Here is a 15,139-nt window from a genome sequence, read left to right on the forward strand (position 1 = left end):
ATTCCTTGTGTTATTTAACTGTTTAAAGTGTTTCCGCCAGTGTTTCTTGTGGCGGGGTAAAACGTTTTACCTGAATAATTACCCCTAAACGCGGGTGATCCAGGTAATGAATTTGGCCTAAAGTTAAGCGTGCACTTTGTTTCACTGCAATTTGTGCAGGCTGGTTGGCATCGTCAAGCTGGCGCAGATAAAAAGTACCGTCAAACTGGATAAAGCGACCCAAACGTAATTGAACTAAAGAATCAAATTGCCACGGACTGTACCATAATTGCAGGCTGCTCTGACCTTGCTGTACCGCGGCTAACTGTTGTTGCACTTGTTGCATCAAATCTATACTTTGCTCAGTCTCTGTTGCCGCTTCATTCTGATACACCCCTGCGTACCAATGGCTACGGCTATTTCTGCCTGATACCAAAGGCTGACGCCATGCTGTATGCAATAAAAGTTGTTTGCCTGCTTCACGTTGTAACTGGTACGCCAGATTTTTCAGTTGCAGACCATCAGGACCGACCAAATAGGCATTGTCTTTCTCCACGCCATCGCCAGTAAAAGTGGCCGGAATTTGTGCTGGTGCAGGCAATTGTAAAGCCAGCTCTTGTGCACTTAAAGCCCTGCTTATCAACTGACCATCCGCATCCCATTGTTCCATCTGACAGTTCTGAAAATTCAGCTGGTACAAAGACGCTACTACAGGTTCTGCGTCTAATTGCACATCCAATGAATCTGCCGGAGCTGCTGCAACTGGTTGCATAGTTTGTTGATGCTCGCTTAACAGTTGCTGAATTTGTTGCTGTGTTGTTGTCGAAACAGGTGCGGAAACAGCTGCAGGCGCTGTTGCATCTGATGCAGCTGGTGTTGGTGCGCAAGCTGGAATAGCTTTAATTAAGTCAGCAACTGCAGGTTGCACCAGCGGGCGCATTAAATCCATTGCATTGCTGGTTTTTAACGGCGCTGTCGGCGCTTCAAACTGCTCTTTTAAAGTTTTATCCGTAGTGCGGCTAAAAGCTATTAGTTCAATTTCATACCAACTATTGGCGAAGGTTGGAGCTGTGGTAAACAATGCCACTAAAGCCAATCCCAGCGATGTTAAACGCAGATGTTTCATGATGCTCCTGTCTGATGTTTAGCAAAGTCATCCAGCATTAAGCTGACAAAGGCGAATCTGCTATTAGTATCAGGTAAATCTTTGATAAATTTCAGCTTACTACCACCTTCGAGCTTAAAGACTTTCGACTGAGTCTGAATAAGCTGAATAATATAAGACGGGTTCACTGAAGTCCGTTCGGCGAATTCTAGCACACCACCTTTGCTGTTGGCTTCCAGTCGTTTAATTCCAAGCTGCTGCGCCTGCATTTTTAACTCTGTGATTTTGACTAAGTTTTTCGCAGCATCCGGTAATAAGCCAAAACGGTCGATTAATTCTACCTGTACATCATCCAGTTCCTGCTCGTCGCGACAGGAGGCTAAGCGTTTGTAAAAGGACAAACGTAAGCTTACATCCGGAATATAAGAATCTGGTAGCAGGGCAGGCAGTTTCATATCCAGTTCGGTTTGTTGATTCAGTAACGCATCCAGGCTTGGCTCTTTACCCGCTTTTAACGCTTCAACTGCTTGTTCCAGCATTTCCATATACAAACTAAAGCCGACAGACTCAATCTGGCCACTTTGCTCATCCCCCAACAGCTCGCCTGCACCACGAATTTCCATATCCTGACTGGCCAGTGCAAAACCAGCACCTAAATCTTCTAAGGCTGAAATGGCTTCCAGGCGTTTTTCAGCATCTTTGCTCAGGCGTTTTGGCGGCGGAGTTAATAAATAGGCATAAGCCTGATGGTGCGAGCGACCAACACGGCCTCGCAACTGGTGCAACTGCGCCAGACCAAAGTTATCCGCTCTGTTGATAATAATGGTATTGGCGGTAGGCACGTCTATGCCTGTTTCGATAATGGTCGAACAGAGCAGTAGGTTAAAACGCTGATGGTAAAAGTCTGCCATGATCTGTTCCAGATCCCGCTCACGCATCTGGCCATGGGCTATGCCAATTAGGGCTTCTGGTAGCAGCAGAGCTAAGTCAGCAGCGGCTTTTTCTATAGTCGCTACGTCATTGTGCAGGAAATACACCTGACCCCCACGGGAGATTTCCCGCAGTACAGCTTCACGAATTAAGCCTTCTTCATGCTCACGCACAAAGGTTTTTACGGCTAAACGTTTGGCTGGCGGAGTGGCGATAATGGACAGATCGCGCATACCCGACATCGACATATTTAAAGTTCGTGGGATAGGAGTGGCTGTTAAGGTCAGAATATCGATATTGGCACGCAAGGCTTTGATTTTATCTTTTTGCCGCACGCCAAAACGGTGTTCTTCATCAACAATTAATAGGCCGAGGTCTTTAAAACGAATATCGTCCTGTAGCAATTTATGGGTGCCTATTAAAATATCCACTTTGCCTTGTTCGGCTTCTTCCAGAATCACCTTTTGCTCTTTGGCGCTGATAAAACGCGACAACACAGCGACTTTGACTGGCCAGTTGGCAAAACGGTCACGGAAGTTTTCAAAATGCTGTTGTGCCAAAAGTGTGGTCGGTACTAAAACCGCTACTTGTTTATTGTCATTCACAGCGACAAAAGCAGCGCGCATCGCGACTTCAGTTTTACCAAAACCTACATCACCACAAACAAGTCTATCCATAGCACGCTCGGCCTGCATATCGGCAAGTACTGCTGCTATAGCATCCAGCTGGTCGACAGTTTCCTGATAAGGAAAACCATCGGCAAAAATTTCGTATTGGTCGGCTTCGATTTTAAAGCCATAGCCTGTCTGGGCGGCACGCTGCGCATACACGTCCAGCAGTTCTGCCGCGACATCCCGTACTTTTTCCGCTGCTTTACGCCGGGCTTTTTCCCAGCTGTCGTTGCCAAGCTTATGCAGCGGTGCATTGTCCTGATCAGAACCGGTGTAACGGCTGATTAAATGCAAGGACGACACAGGCACATACAACTTACTGCCTCCTGCGTACTCAATGGTCACAAACTCAGCGCTGATACCAGCGGCATCCAGCACCTGCAAACCCTGATAACGGCCTATACCATGCTGTAAATGCACCACAGGCTGACCGACTGAGAGTTCGGCCAGATTGCGGATGATGGTATCGCCGGAGATTTGTTGGCTGTGTTTACGTTTACGTCTTTGGGTAACTTTTTGACCAAATAACTCGTTTTCACTGACTAAAGCTAAAGGCTCTTCACCTGCTTTGGCCTTGGCTTTGCCTTGCAATAAGCAGCCTTGTTCCAACGAGCCTATAACTATGCCTAAATCAACCTGGTCTGTTAAAAACTCTTCAACCGAGGCAAATTGCTGCAAGCGAATTTGATTACGCTGCATCAGCTGCAATAAGCTTTCGCGCCGGCCTTCGGATTCTACGAAAAACAGCACTCGGCCTTGCTGCTTTTTGATATCGACAATAAATTGCTGCAGCTTTTCCAGCGGGTTTTTCAGCTGATGATTAACCGTAAGCTCTGGTAAATCAGCCACAGCGGCATTGGATTGTCCGGCACGTTCCGGCAATTCAGCGCGGCTTAAACGCAAGCGTGGCCACTGTTTTAACTGAGCGAAAAACTCATCAACCGCTAAATACAATTCCTGAGGTTTTAAAATAGGTTTCAGTAAATCAATAGCTCTGTCCTGGTAACGACGTTGTAAGTCATGCCAGAAACGTTCAGCTGCAGCTTCCAAATCACCCACAGCCAGCATCATTGTTTGTTTGGGTAACATCGAAAATAACGGCATTGTTTGCTCAGCAAACAGCGGCAGGTAATATTCGATACCAGCAGGCATCAGGCCTTGGCTGACCTGCATATAGAGCGATTCTTTTTCGCTACGCGCCGGAAAACGTTCACGATAACGAATACGGAAGCGTTCTATCGCTGCTTTATCCTGTGGGAATTCGTGGGCAGGCAGCAGTTCAATTTCATGAACTTGTTGCACAGTGCGCTGATTATCCGGATCAAAGAGGCGAATGCCGTCAATTTCATCGTCTAGAAAGTCAATGCGATAAGGCAGGGTGCTGCCCATAGGATAGAGATCCAGTAAGGATCCACGCACCGAAAATTCGCCATGTTCCATCACCTGATCCACAGCACGATAACCCACTGCGGCCAATTGTTGGCGCAGCGCTGTTAAATCCAGTTGCTGGCCTTTTTTTAATACCAGACTGTATTGCTGCAAATAGCTGGCATCTGTTAAACGCAGCAGCGCAGTATTGAGTGGCACTATCACTATGCCGTGTTGCAAACGTGGCAGGCTGTACAAGGTTTTTATGCGCTGGGAAATAATATCCTGATGGGGTGAAAATACATCATAAGGCAAGGTTTCCCAGTCAGGGAAAGTCCAGACATCCGCAGCGTTTTCATGGAAAAACACCATCAGCTCTTGCTCTAAGCGCAGCGCTGTGGTCGTGTCCGGTACTATGACAACATAAAGGCCTTTCTGGCGTTGATACAGCTGATAAATAGCCCAGGGCAAGGCAGCGCCGGACAGGCGGCCCCATTGTTTTTGATCGGTGCTGGAGATGGGGACTGGTAATGCTTCAATGCGGATCATCAGGGAAATTCTTTACTCGTTATAAAAAGACCGTCTGTTAGTACGGTCTGTTGTTTGATTTAGGTTTAGCACCGGCACATCTTATTTATTGCTGGCTTTGCTGTGCTTGCTGCTGACGTTGTTCAGCCTTACGTTTCAGTTGTCTGGACTGCTCATGCAAACTGGCTCTGACCACCATATCTCTGTCTTCATCGCGAATGCGGCGAAACAATATTTTTACCAGATAACCGGGCTTTTGTTCAGGCTCTGACCGCTGTTGCTCTATCACTTCCAGTACCTGGCCTAAGCAATATAAAGCACCGTCATTATTATCCAGAAAGAGTTTTACTTCGTAAACCTGGCCTTGTGCTACGGTCTCGTCCATCCAAACCTGTATGCCTGAACCACCATAGCTGAATGTATGAAAACGTTGTTTCGGGTCGTCTTGCGATCGCAGCACGTAATGGGTTAAAGCGTCCAGTTTACGGGCTTGTTGTTGCAAATACAGAGCTAAGTCGCTAGATAAATCTTTAACTGCATTAAAAGTACGAATAGAGGAGTTATTCAACTGACTTAATTCGCTGGTCATTTTAAAGGCGTCTGGAATAAGGCGTAAAAATCCATCCTGATCCGGCAGAGGCCCGGAAAATGGCACTAAATTCACAGTCGTCTGATGCTCAATCTGAAAGTAGTCCGCAAATTCGTCTGCTAAATCTGCGGCTATGGTTGTATTGCCTGGCTGTTGCATAAGGATACCTCGGGTAGCAAGCTTGTAACCTTAACGGATAATCACTATTATCGCAGCAATTTCTTCAAACCCAAGTGGAAGTCTGTGAAAAGCCTGCAATTCCCCCTGAGTGTCCGTATTGGTTTGCGGTATAGCCAAAGCCGGAAAGGCCATGGCTTTTTATCCTTTATTACGCTGTTTTCTGTCACAGGTATTTTTTTAGGTGTGATGGCTCTGACTATTGTCAGCTCCGTAATGAACGGTTTTGAAGCTGAGCTTAAAAAACGCATTCTCGGCGTGATCCCACATTTAATAGTGCAAAGTGAGCCTACTCACCAACTTGATATAGCGGCTTTGCAGCAGCAGTACCCACAAATTCTGCAGGCTACCCCTTATTTACAGCTTGAAGCCTTAGCGCAAAGCCCAGGTCAACTGACGGCTGTGTTATTGCAAGGCATTGAACCAACCCAAATCCCGGCTTTTTTGCAGCAGTCTTTGGTGGCGGGTGATTGGTCTGATTTAACAAAACAACCTTATTCAGTGATTTTAGGTGCTGGCCTTGCGGATGAATTAAAAGTAGGGCCTGGTCAGCAAATCCGTTTATTGCTGGCCGAAGGCGGCAGTTTTACGCCTATGGGCTGGTTACCACGCCAACGACTCTTTACCGTAGCGGGCTTAATTAATACCGGCTCAGAAGTGGATAACGGCGTGGCTTTATTGCATTTGCCTGATTTACAACGTCTTGGCAGCAAAGCCAAAGATGCACCGCAGTGGCGTTTAAGTCTGATTGAGCCTTTTGCTGCACCGGCTTTAGCCAATGAAATTGCTGAATTCCCGGCTGTTGCTAAAGTGACAGACTGGCGCGACAGTCATGGCAAATTATTTTCTGCAGTGGCGATGGAAAAAGCCATGATGTGGCTGATGTTATTACTGATAGTGGCAGTGGCAGCTTTTAATATTGTCTCTGCGCTGGTAATGATGGTGACTGAAAAACAACGTGAAGTGGCCATTTTAAAAACTCAGGGCATGACAGATGCACAGCTTTTTACCGTTTTTGCCGTGCAAGGCATGAATAACGGCTTGCTCGGTACATTAACTGGTGCTGTGGCAGGTATTCTTATCGCGTGGCAGCTGAACGGTATTTTATCGCTTTTGGGCATTAGTGTAGTCGCTGGTGTGGCTTTGCCTGTGGATATTCAGCCAGTGCAAATTTTCTTTATCGTAGTCTGTGCTTTAGTGCTGACCGCCTTGGCTGTGGTGTATCCAGCCTGGCGTGCAGTGCAAGTACAACCAGCAGAAGTTCTCCGTGACGAATAATAGTAGGATGACAGTATTACAATGACCAGTATTTTAACGGCCCGTCAAATCAGTAAAAGTTACACAGATGGCGCTAATGTCACTCCGGTGTTGCATCAGGTCAGTCTGGAAGTCAAAGCTGGCGATATGCTGGCGATAGTGGGTAGCTCAGGCTCTGGTAAAAGTACGTTGTTGCATATACTGGGTACTTTGGATCAGCCAGACAGCGGTGAAATGATGCTGTTAGGGCAATCTGTCGCTAAGTTATCTGCAAATGCCAAAGCCAAACTGCGTAATGAAAAACTGGGTTTTATTTATCAGTTTCACCATTTATTGATGGATTTTACCGCGCTGGAAAACGTGGCTATGCCGTTGCTTATCCGGGGCGAATCCAATGAAAAGGCCGAGCAAAAAGCCGCCGCTATGCTGACTCGTGTGGGTCTTGCGCATCGTATCAAACACAGACCTGCTGAGTTGAGTGGTGGTGAACGTCAACGTGTCGCTATTGCCCGGGCTTTAGTGGGGGAGCCTGCACTTGTTTTGGCGGATGAGCCTACAGGTAATCTGGATCATCAAACCGCTGAAAGTATTTATAAGCTGCTGCGTGAATTAAACCGTGAGCTCAAAACCAGCTTTATTGTGGTGACCCATGATTTGGCACTGGCGAAGAAGCTGGATCAGCAGTATTGGATGCGTGATGGCCATTTAGGCAAAACGATGGATGGCTTAAGTCATGGCTAGTTTGTCCTGGCAACTGGCGCAGCGTTATCGCAAAAGCCGTAACAGCAACGCTTTTATTCGTTTTATCGCGGCTTCTTCCACTATAGGTATAGGCCTGGGGGTCGCTATTCTTATTCTGGCTTTGTCAGTGATGAATGGCTTTGAGCTGGCATTAAAAGACAAGCTATTGTCTGTGATCCCTCATGTCGAGTTGCAGGCGGTGTCTGATCCTATTGGCAACTGGCAGAAAAAAATTAAGCCGTTGCAACAGCATCCTGGCGTCGTAGCTGGCGCACCTTATATCAAAACCAATACCATGATCCGCAGTGGCGCTAAAGTCAAAGCAGCCAGTTTACGGGGTATTGATCTGCAGCTTGAGCAAGGCATCAGTGCTTTAGGCTCTTTTGTGGTAGCTGGAGATTTAAGCCAAATCAGCGAACATCAGATTGTGTTGGGCAAAGGCATAGCTGACGAAGTGCAAGCCAAAGTCGGGGATGAAGTGCAACTGATGCTGCCACAAGTGACAGCAGACGGTAAACTCGCCAGCCACAAACATGTCAGCTTAACAGTGGTTGCCATCGTCAGTATTGGCGGTCAGCTGGATTATCAGCAAGCCTGGGTTGATATTGCAGCTTTAGGCCAATGGCTGAATTATCCACAAGGTGCAGTGCAGGGTTTTGCCTTTAAAATTGCCGATATTTTTACAGCGCCTACGCTATCCCGTGAATTAGGCAATATGGCCACTGATTATGTTTATATGCTGGACTGGTTTCGCACTCAGGGCCATTTATACAATGATATTCAGATGGTGCGCAGTATTTTGTATCTGGTGTTAGTACTGGTACTGGCCGTCGCTTGTTTTAATATTGTCGCGACTTTAGTGATGGCGGTGCGGGAAAAACAAGGTGATATCGCTATTTTATTGACCATGGGCATGCCCAGACGTCGCATTGTTAAAGCTTTTATGTGGCTCGGTTGGCTAAACGGTTTAACCGGTACTTTGGTCGGTGGTGTTGTGGGGTTGTTATTGGCCTGGCAAATAGAGCCGCTGTTTCGTTTGATCACCAGCTTAACTGGCTTTAGCTTGCTCGATTCCAGTATCTACTTTGTCGATTATGTGCCTTCCCACATCGAGCCTATGCAAGTGGTGATGACCATAGGTATAGCTTTGATCATGAGCTTACTGGCAACTATTTATCCTGCTCTTAGCGCCAGCAAAGTGCAGCCTGCTTTTGTATTAGGTCAACGCTAAGCCAGTACATCTGAATTGGAAAACACGTCAGAGTTAGTCGGGTTCTGTCTCACTCTGGCGTTTTTTAATGCGGTTCTGCCAGGCTTTTTTCGCCGACAAACACCAGAAATAATCCACCAGCACATAACCTAAGGCCGACAAGGTACAGCCTACGATCAGGCTACCGAGCAGGAAAGGTTTACCTATGGTATCCAGGCTATCAATCAACCAGCTTAAACTGACCTGTGGTTCTACATGATGACCAGGATGGCCCAAAATCAACGCCCCCAACTGGTAACAGATAAAAAATATCGGTCCCATGGTCAGTGGATTGGTCAACCAGACTAAAGCGGCTGACAAAGGTAAGTTTACTCTGAATAAAATGGCCAAAGCGGCGGCTAATACCATCTGAAATGGCATAGGGATCAAGGCAACAAACAAACCCACTGCAAAAGCACCACGGGCAGAACGACGGTTAAAGTGCCACAAATTGTTGTCATGCAACAAAGTGCCAAAGATCTTTAGCGAAGGGTGCTGCTTGATTTTTTCTGTATCTGGTAGATATTTCTTAATTAGATTCTTTGCCATTACAACTCATTAATGAAAAATTAACGTGAACCGTTTTTTCATCGGTGTGATCAGCGGATGCCTATTGTCATTATTTTCACCAATAGTGCCAGCCCTTTTGTGGCTTATTTTCCTGCTGTGTTTGATCTTGATCTGTATTTATTACCGTTTGTTATTTTTCACTGGTCTTTGTTGTGCTTTAAGCCTCTGGCTTTGGCAAGTGCAGCAGCATCAGTTGCATACAGCGCAGTTACTTGGCTTGTCCGATCCATGGCTGAAAGGGCAAGTCGTCAGTATCAGACAACAGGATCAGGACTTCAGCAGATTTTTATGGCAAATAAATGAAGGGCCACAGCAAGGTTACTTATTAAGGCTACGTTGGCAGGACGCGCCAGAGCTTTTAGGTCAAGGACAAGACTGGTGGCTTAAAGTACGCTGTAAAGCTGTTCGGGCGCCAGCCAATCCTGGCTCAGTGCATATTGAAGCTAATGCTTATGTGGTGGGTATTATTGGCAATTGTGTGGTGAAAGACGCACTGGTGTTGGACTCAGTTTGGGATCATCGTCAGCAGTTGTATCAGCGCTTGCAGCAAAAAATTGGTGACCAGCCATCGTTTTCACTGATCACCGCCTTTACCTTAGGCGAACGGCCTTTTAGTGACGAGCTGTGGTTAGGTTTACAAGCCACAGCTTTAGGGCATTTAATTTCGATATCCGGTTTTCATATTGGTCTGCTGTTTGGTTGGGTCTATGGCCTGATGCTGTGCTTCGCCAAACTTCATATCAATCTGCTGTGGTGCAGAAAAGCAGCCCCTTTTGTCGCCTTCACTGCAGCCTGGTATTACAGCTTATTAGCAGGTTTTGCCATTCCCACGTTACGGGCTTTGCTCGCTTTGGCTTTAGCCGTTTATTTGATGCAGCAGCATAGACGTTTAAGTTATAGCCAAAGCTGGCTCTTAGTCTGTGGGCTCTTGTTATTGCTCAATCCCCTATGGGTGATGAGCATCAGTTTTTGGCTGACGCTTTATGCTGTGGCTTTGATCTTTTTATTTGTCTGGTCTTATCCACTGACAGACCGCAGTTACCGGGGCCTGATAAAACAGGGGCTGAAATTTCAGGCGGTGATGACGTTGTTAATGAGTGCCCCCACCTTGTTGTTTTTTCACGGTATAGCACCTTTGGCTTTGCTGTCGAACCTGATTTTTGTGCCCTGGTGCTCGCTTTTGGTGATCCCTTATCTGCTGATTGCTTTGCTGCTGGAGCTGGTTTTACCTGCAGAAATGCTGTGGCACTGGCAACTGGCGGACTTGTTATTAGCGCCCCTTCATCATTGGTTGCTATACGGCGCGGCAATGGATTACTGGTGGTTGTTACCCGCCCAAACGGTATTTTCTGCTCTTTGTGTTGCCTCATTATTGCTCGCGCTGTTTTTTCTGCCCGCTGCCGCACCAAAACACAGAATTGCGCTGTTGTTGCTGCCTTTTACCGTTTTGTTATGGCCTAAAACGCCGCAGTGGCAATTGCATTTGATTGATGTCGGGCAGGGCACGGCCGTGCTGTTGCAAAAAGGCGATAGAGGGCTGTTGTACGATGTTGGCCCAGTGTATGGCAGTTTTAATGCCACCGAAGCTTATGTGTTGCCTTATTTGCATTATCAGGGCATACGCCAACTGGATTATTTAGTGTTAAGTCATGCGGATACCGATCATACAGGTGCTTTTGCCGAAGTACTGAAGGCATATCCTAAAGTGCAATTGATAGCCGATTTTGAAACCGGCTTTTCGCAGCGACCCTGTTTATATTTACCTGATCGTTATCTGGATGCAGAGCTTTGGTCGTTTAGAAGTAAAAACCAGCTGAAGGAGGGCAACGATAGCTCTTGTGTGCTGGCAATAAAAACCGCCGGATGGCAAACGCTGTTGACCGGCGATATAGGCCATAGTGTAGAAGCTGAATTATTAATTGATCAGCCCAACCTCAAGACTGACCTGCTATTGCTGGGCCATCATGGCAGTAAAAGCTCCAGTCAGCTGAATTTCTTAAGCAGGGTACAACCTCTGCTGGCGCTGAACAGTGCCGCCGCCAATAATGCCTACGGTCATCCAAGTGCAGAGGTGTTGGGGCGACTGGCATTGCTGCAAATTCCACTACTCAATACTGCAGAGCAGGGCGCTGTGCGGATTGAAATAACAGAGCAACAGCTCCATATCTGGCCCTATCGGCAGCAGCCTTTGCCATTTTGGCTGCAAAAGCAGTGAACAATTGCTGAAAGCGCCTGAACAACAAGGTAGAATGGCGGCGGTTTTCTTATTCTTTGAGGTTAAATTTGTCTTCACAAACAACGGGTTCAATTAGCACCTTTAAGCGTCTGATGCGGTATTTAAAACCCTACAAAGCGGGTTTTGCTCTGGCGATGTTTGGTATGGCGGGTTACGCCTGTGTGGATATTTACTTTATTTCTCAGTTTTCCAGCTTTATTGACCGTGGTATCACGCAAAAAGATACAGCTTATTTAGCCTGGGCTCCGGTTTTTGTCGTCGGTATGTTTTTCCTGCGTGGTGTGTTTCATTTTATCTCCAGCTACTGCCTGAACTGGGCTGGTACTCATATAGTCAAAGACTTACGCCAGCAACTGTTCCGTCAGATGATTGCTTTGCCTGTCAGTTACCATGACAAACATTCGACTGGCGAGCTGATTTCCAAAATTACTTATGATGCAGAACAAATTAAACAAGCGTCCAGCAAAGCGTTGGTGGTACTTATCCACGAAGGTGTGTTTGTTTTAGGTTGCTTAGGTCTGATGTTTTACAACAGCTGGCATTTGTCGCTGATTTTTTTAGTCATAGCTCCGCTGATTGCCATCATAGTGGCGCAGGTGTCTAAACGTTTCCGTAAAATCAGCAGCAATATGCAAAATGCGATGGGCGATGTCACCACCAGCTCAGAGCAGATGCTGAATGGCCACAAAGTGATTTTATCCTTTGGCGCAGGCGAGCTGGAAAACAACAGATTTAAAGCGGTGAATAACCGCAACCGTCAGCTGGATGTCAAAATGGAAGCGACCCGCGCCATCAGCGTTTCGCTGATCCAGCTGATTGCTTCTTTTGCCTTGGCTTTTGTGATTTATCTGGCGAGCTTCCCGGCTATGCTGGACACCTTAACACCTGGCACTTTCAGTGAAATGATCACCGCCATGATGTTGTTATTAAAACCTTTGAAGCAGCTGACCACTGTTAACAGTGATTTTCAGCGTGGTATGGCCGCAGCTACCAATGTCTTTATGGTGCTGGATGAAAAACCAGAGCAGGACACTGGTACTATTGAACTGAAACAGGTCACAGGCGCTATTGAAATTAAAGACTTAAGTTTTAACTATCCAGGCCATCAAAAGCAGGTGTTAAAGCATATTAATATCAAAGTCGAACCAGGCCAGACTGTCGCTTTAGTCGGCCGCTCCGGCAGTGGTAAAACCACCATTTCCAGTTTATTGCCACGTTTTTACGAAACAGAGCAAGGTGAAATTTTACTGGACGGTATCAATACCAAAGACTGTACGCTGGACTCATTGCGCTCACAAATGGCTGTGGTGTCACAGCATGTGGTGCTGTTTAACGACACTATCGCCAACAACATTGCTTATGGTTACCGCGGCAAATTAAGCCCTGAACGTTTATTGGAAGTGGCAGAAAAAGCCCATGTGATGGAGTTTGTTCATCAGATGCCAGATGGACTCGACACTGAAATTGGCGAAAACGGTGTGACTTTATCCGGTGGTCAGCGCCAGCGTATTGCGATAGCACGGGCTTTATTACGCCAGGCACCGGTACTTATTCTGGATGAAGCCACTTCGGCGCTGGATACCGAATCAGAACGTAAAATTCAGGGGGCTTTGGATGAATTATTTAAAGGCCGCACCAGTATTGTCATAGCTCACCGTTTATCCACTATTGAAAATGCCGATCAGATTTTAGTGATGGATCAGGGCCAGATTGTAGAGCAGGGTAACCATCAGTCCTTGCTGGCACAAAATGGCTACTATGCTCAGCTGTATAAAATGCAATTTAGCGAAGTCTGATGAACTGGTGGGAGAAAGGCTGGTACCGACAGCACCCTTTTACATTGCTATTTTGGCCGCTGAGTCTGCTGTACCGGCTGGTCGCTGTGATCCGTCGTTTTGGCTATCAGCGTGGCTGGTTTTCATCTTTTGCTGTGGAAAAGCCAGTTGTTATTGTCGGCAATATTTCAGTAGGTGGTACAGGCAAAACGCCTTTTACCTTGTGGCTCTGTAAGTTTTTAACAGAGCAAGGCTTTACCCCAGGTATTGTCAGCCGGGGTTATGGTGCCCGTATCACAGAACCTGTGCGGGTGACCTCTTTGCATCAGGCTTGTGATGTCGGGGATGAACCTTTACTGCTCGCCAGCAAAAGTCATTGCCCTGTAGTGGTCTGTCCGGACAGAGTAGCAGCTGCGCAGTATCTGCTTGATACCACAGACTGCGATATAGTGATCAGCGACGATGGCTTGCAGCACTACAGATTACAACGCGATTTGGAGCTGGTACTAATTGACGGTCAGCGCGGTTTAGGTAATCAGCAATTATTGCCCGCAGGGCCATTACGTGAGCCGATATCACGCTTACAATCTGTTGATGCGGTGATTGTGAATAGCGGTGATTTTGCTCTGGCTCAACACAAGATGCAATTAAAAGCTGTTAAGCCTCTGGCATTAGATGGCCAAAGCCAATGGTCAGAGCAAGCACAGGCTGTAACTTTAGTGGCAGCTATAGGCAATCCACAACGTTTTGTTGATACGGTAAAAAGTGTCGGTATTGAGATTAAAGCCACAGCTTTTTTCCGCGATCATTTTGCTTTTGATGAACATAGTCTGGCTGATATCGAAGGCCCAGTACTGATGACAGAAAAAGATGCGGTCAAATGCCGCGCTTTTGCTAAATCCAATTGGTACTACCTGCCAGTCGAAGCCGACCTGTCGGACGAATTTAAATTCTGGCTGCAGCAACAGCTGCGTCAATGGAGAGATGAATAATGGCTTTAAATATCGCCTTACTGGACATCATTGCTTGTCCACTATGTAAAAACAAACTGAAACTGGACAAAGAAAAGCAGGAATTGATTTGCACTGCGGATCGTCTGGCTTATCCGGTCAAACAACATATTCCAGTGTTATTAACCTCTGAAGCCCGTACTTTAAGTCTGGATGAGGCTGACAAATGGCGTTAGTAGAAGCGGCGTTAGTTAAAACGGGGTTTCTGGTTGTTATTCCGGCCCGTTACGCCAGCAGCCGTCTGCCAGGTAAACCCCTGGCTGATATTGCAGGTTTCACCATGATTGAACGGGTGTACCGTCAGGCTATTAAAAGTGGTGCAGAGCGTGTTGTCATCGCCACAGACGATGCCCGGGTGCAACAGGTTTGCGAAGGTTTTGGTGCTGAAGTCTGTATGACAAGCCCTGCCCATAATTCAGGCACTGAGCGTCTGGCCGAAGTCGTGTCTTTATTGGGGCTGGCGAACGATACAGTGGTAGTGAACGTGCAAGGCGACGAGCCTTTTATTCCGCCAGCCATTATTCGTCAGGTCGCTGAAAACTTAGCCAGCCAAAGTAAAGCGCGGATGGCGACTTTATCTGTGCCTATTGAACATAACGATGAAGTACAAAACCCCAATGTGGTGAAAGTACAAAGCGACAAAAATGGTTATGCACTCTATTTCAGCCGCTCTGTGATCCCATTTGATAGAGATAAAGCTTTTACAACACAACTGGCTGATATCTATCGTCGTCATATAGGTATTTACGCCTACCGTGCTGGTTTTATTAAAGAGTACGTCAGTTGGCCAGCATCTCAGCTCGAGCAGATTGAATGCTTGGAGCAGCTTAGAGTGTTATGGCAAGGCGAAGCTATTCATGTCGCTACGGCGCTTGAGGTTCCGGCTGTGGGCGTTGATACGCCAGAAGATTTAGAACGTGCCCGTCTGGTTGCGGCTGCTTTATAAATGGCCGC

Annotated in this window: 12 protein-coding genes; 8 read left to right on the plus strand and 4 right to left on the minus strand. The window is 46.8% G+C overall.

Annotated elements, in window-relative coordinates:
* Positions 1-22: 22 nt before the first annotated feature.
* The 3 genes from LSG34_RS00785 to LSG34_RS00795 all read right to left on the minus strand — a co-directional run bounded on the left by LSG34_RS00785 (position 23) and on the right by LSG34_RS00795 (position 5,329).
* A complete protein-coding gene (locus LSG34_RS00785; RefSeq protein ID WP_233006923.1) occupies positions 23-1,105 on the minus strand; it encodes a CsiV family protein in 1,083 nt (360 codons plus the stop codon).
* On the minus strand, positions 1,102-4,602 hold the full coding sequence (mfd, locus tag LSG34_RS00790) for a transcription-repair coupling factor (RefSeq protein ID WP_233006924.1): 3,501 nt from the start codon (positions 4,600-4,602) through the stop codon (positions 1,102-1,104). The genes LSG34_RS00785 and mfd overlap by 4 nt, the downstream gene beginning before the upstream one ends.
* An 85-nt stretch (positions 4,603-4,687) precedes the next feature.
* Positions 4,688-5,329, minus strand: coding sequence for a PilZ domain-containing protein (locus tag LSG34_RS00795; protein ID WP_233006925.1), 642 nt, complete (start codon positions 5,327-5,329; stop codon positions 4,688-4,690).
* Between the two features lie 84 nt (positions 5,330-5,413).
* On the opposite strand from LSG34_RS00795, the gene LSG34_RS00800 reads away from it, so the two are divergent.
* Genes LSG34_RS00800 through LSG34_RS00810 form a run of 3 tightly spaced genes read left to right on the plus strand, consistent with a single transcriptional unit; the run spans position 5,414 to position 8,576 of the window.
* Complete coding sequence (locus LSG34_RS00800; protein WP_233006926.1) at positions 5,414-6,625, plus strand: lipoprotein-releasing ABC transporter permease subunit; 1,212 nt, start codon at positions 5,414-5,416, stop codon at positions 6,623-6,625.
* 21 nt (positions 6,626-6,646) lie between these two features.
* Complete coding sequence (gene lolD, locus LSG34_RS00805) at positions 6,647-7,345, plus strand: lipoprotein-releasing ABC transporter ATP-binding protein LolD (RefSeq protein ID WP_233006927.1); 699 nt, start codon at positions 6,647-6,649, stop codon at positions 7,343-7,345.
* On the plus strand, positions 7,338-8,576 hold the full coding sequence (locus LSG34_RS00810; RefSeq protein ID WP_233006928.1) for a lipoprotein-releasing ABC transporter permease subunit: 1,239 nt from the start codon (positions 7,338-7,340) through the stop codon (positions 8,574-8,576). The genes lolD and LSG34_RS00810 overlap by 8 nt, the downstream gene beginning before the upstream one ends.
* Positions 8,577-8,609: 33 nt before the next feature.
* On the opposite strand, the gene LSG34_RS00815 is transcribed toward LSG34_RS00810, so the two are convergent.
* Entirely contained in the window at positions 8,610-9,143 is a 534-nt protein-coding gene (locus tag LSG34_RS00815) for a DUF2062 domain-containing protein (protein WP_233006929.1), read from the minus strand.
* 64 nt (positions 9,144-9,207) lie between these two features.
* Here LSG34_RS00815 and LSG34_RS00820 point away from each other — a divergent pair, with 64 nt between their 5' ends.
* The 5 genes from LSG34_RS00820 to kdsB all read left to right on the plus strand — a co-directional run bounded on the left by LSG34_RS00820 (position 9,208) and on the right by kdsB (position 15,131).
* Positions 9,208-11,379: a DNA internalization-related competence protein ComEC/Rec2 gene (locus LSG34_RS00820; protein ID WP_233006930.1), complete on the plus strand. Its 2,172-nt coding sequence runs from the start codon at positions 9,208-9,210 to the stop codon at positions 11,377-11,379.
* A gap of 68 nt (positions 11,380-11,447) precedes the next feature.
* The gene (gene msbA / locus LSG34_RS00825; RefSeq protein WP_269822736.1) at positions 11,448-13,196 is read left to right on the plus strand and encodes a lipid A export permease/ATP-binding protein MsbA; all 1,749 of its coding nucleotides are present in this window, start codon (positions 11,448-11,450) and stop codon (positions 13,194-13,196) included.
* Positions 13,196-14,167: a tetraacyldisaccharide 4'-kinase gene (gene lpxK / locus LSG34_RS00830; RefSeq protein WP_233006932.1), complete on the plus strand. Its 972-nt coding sequence runs from the start codon at positions 13,196-13,198 to the stop codon at positions 14,165-14,167. The genes msbA and lpxK overlap by 1 nt, the downstream gene beginning before the upstream one ends.
* Positions 14,167-14,361, plus strand: a complete 195-nt coding sequence (locus LSG34_RS00835; protein ID WP_233006933.1) for a Trm112 family protein — start codon at positions 14,167-14,169, stop codon at positions 14,359-14,361. The genes lpxK and LSG34_RS00835 overlap by 1 nt, the downstream gene beginning before the upstream one ends.
* Positions 14,352-15,131 carry a 3-deoxy-manno-octulosonate cytidylyltransferase gene (gene kdsB, locus LSG34_RS00840; RefSeq protein ID WP_233006934.1) on the plus strand — a complete coding sequence of 260 codons (780 nt, stop codon included), beginning with the start codon at positions 14,352-14,354 and terminating at the stop codon, positions 15,129-15,131. Before LSG34_RS00835 ends, kdsB begins: the two co-directional genes overlap by 10 nt.
* Positions 15,132-15,139: the final 8 nt, after the last annotated feature.

The sequence above is a fragment of the Rheinheimera faecalis genome, from assembly GCF_021290965.1.
In the GTDB taxonomy this organism is placed as follows: domain Bacteria; phylum Pseudomonadota; class Gammaproteobacteria; order Enterobacterales; family Alteromonadaceae; genus Pararheinheimera; species Pararheinheimera faecalis.

Excerpts from the sequence above, each read along its gene's own strand:
- LSG34_RS00785 (WP_233006923.1), bottom strand. The coding sequence starts at position 1,105 with ATGAAACATCTGCGTTTAACATCGCTGGGATTGGCTTTAGTGGCATTG.
- mfd (WP_233006924.1), bottom strand. The coding sequence starts at position 4,602 with ATGATCCGCATTGAAGCATTACCAGTCCCCATCTCCAGCACCGATCAA.
- LSG34_RS00795 (WP_233006925.1), bottom strand. The coding sequence starts at position 5,329 with ATGCAACAGCCAGGCAATACAACCATAGCCGCAGATTTAGCAGACGAA.
- lolD (WP_233006927.1), top strand. The coding sequence starts at position 6,647 with ATGACCAGTATTTTAACGGCCCGTCAAATCAGTAAAAGTTACACAGAT.
- LSG34_RS00810 (WP_233006928.1), top strand. The coding sequence starts at position 7,338 with ATGGCTAGTTTGTCCTGGCAACTGGCGCAGCGTTATCGCAAAAGCCGT.
- LSG34_RS00815 (WP_233006929.1), bottom strand. The coding sequence starts at position 9,143 with ATGGCAAAGAATCTAATTAAGAAATATCTACCAGATACAGAAAAAATC.
- lpxK (WP_233006932.1), top strand. The coding sequence starts at position 13,196 with ATGAACTGGTGGGAGAAAGGCTGGTACCGACAGCACCCTTTTACATTG.
- LSG34_RS00835 (WP_233006933.1), top strand. The coding sequence starts at position 14,167 with ATGGCTTTAAATATCGCCTTACTGGACATCATTGCTTGTCCACTATGT.
- kdsB (WP_233006934.1), top strand. The coding sequence starts at position 14,352 with ATGGCGTTAGTAGAAGCGGCGTTAGTTAAAACGGGGTTTCTGGTTGTT.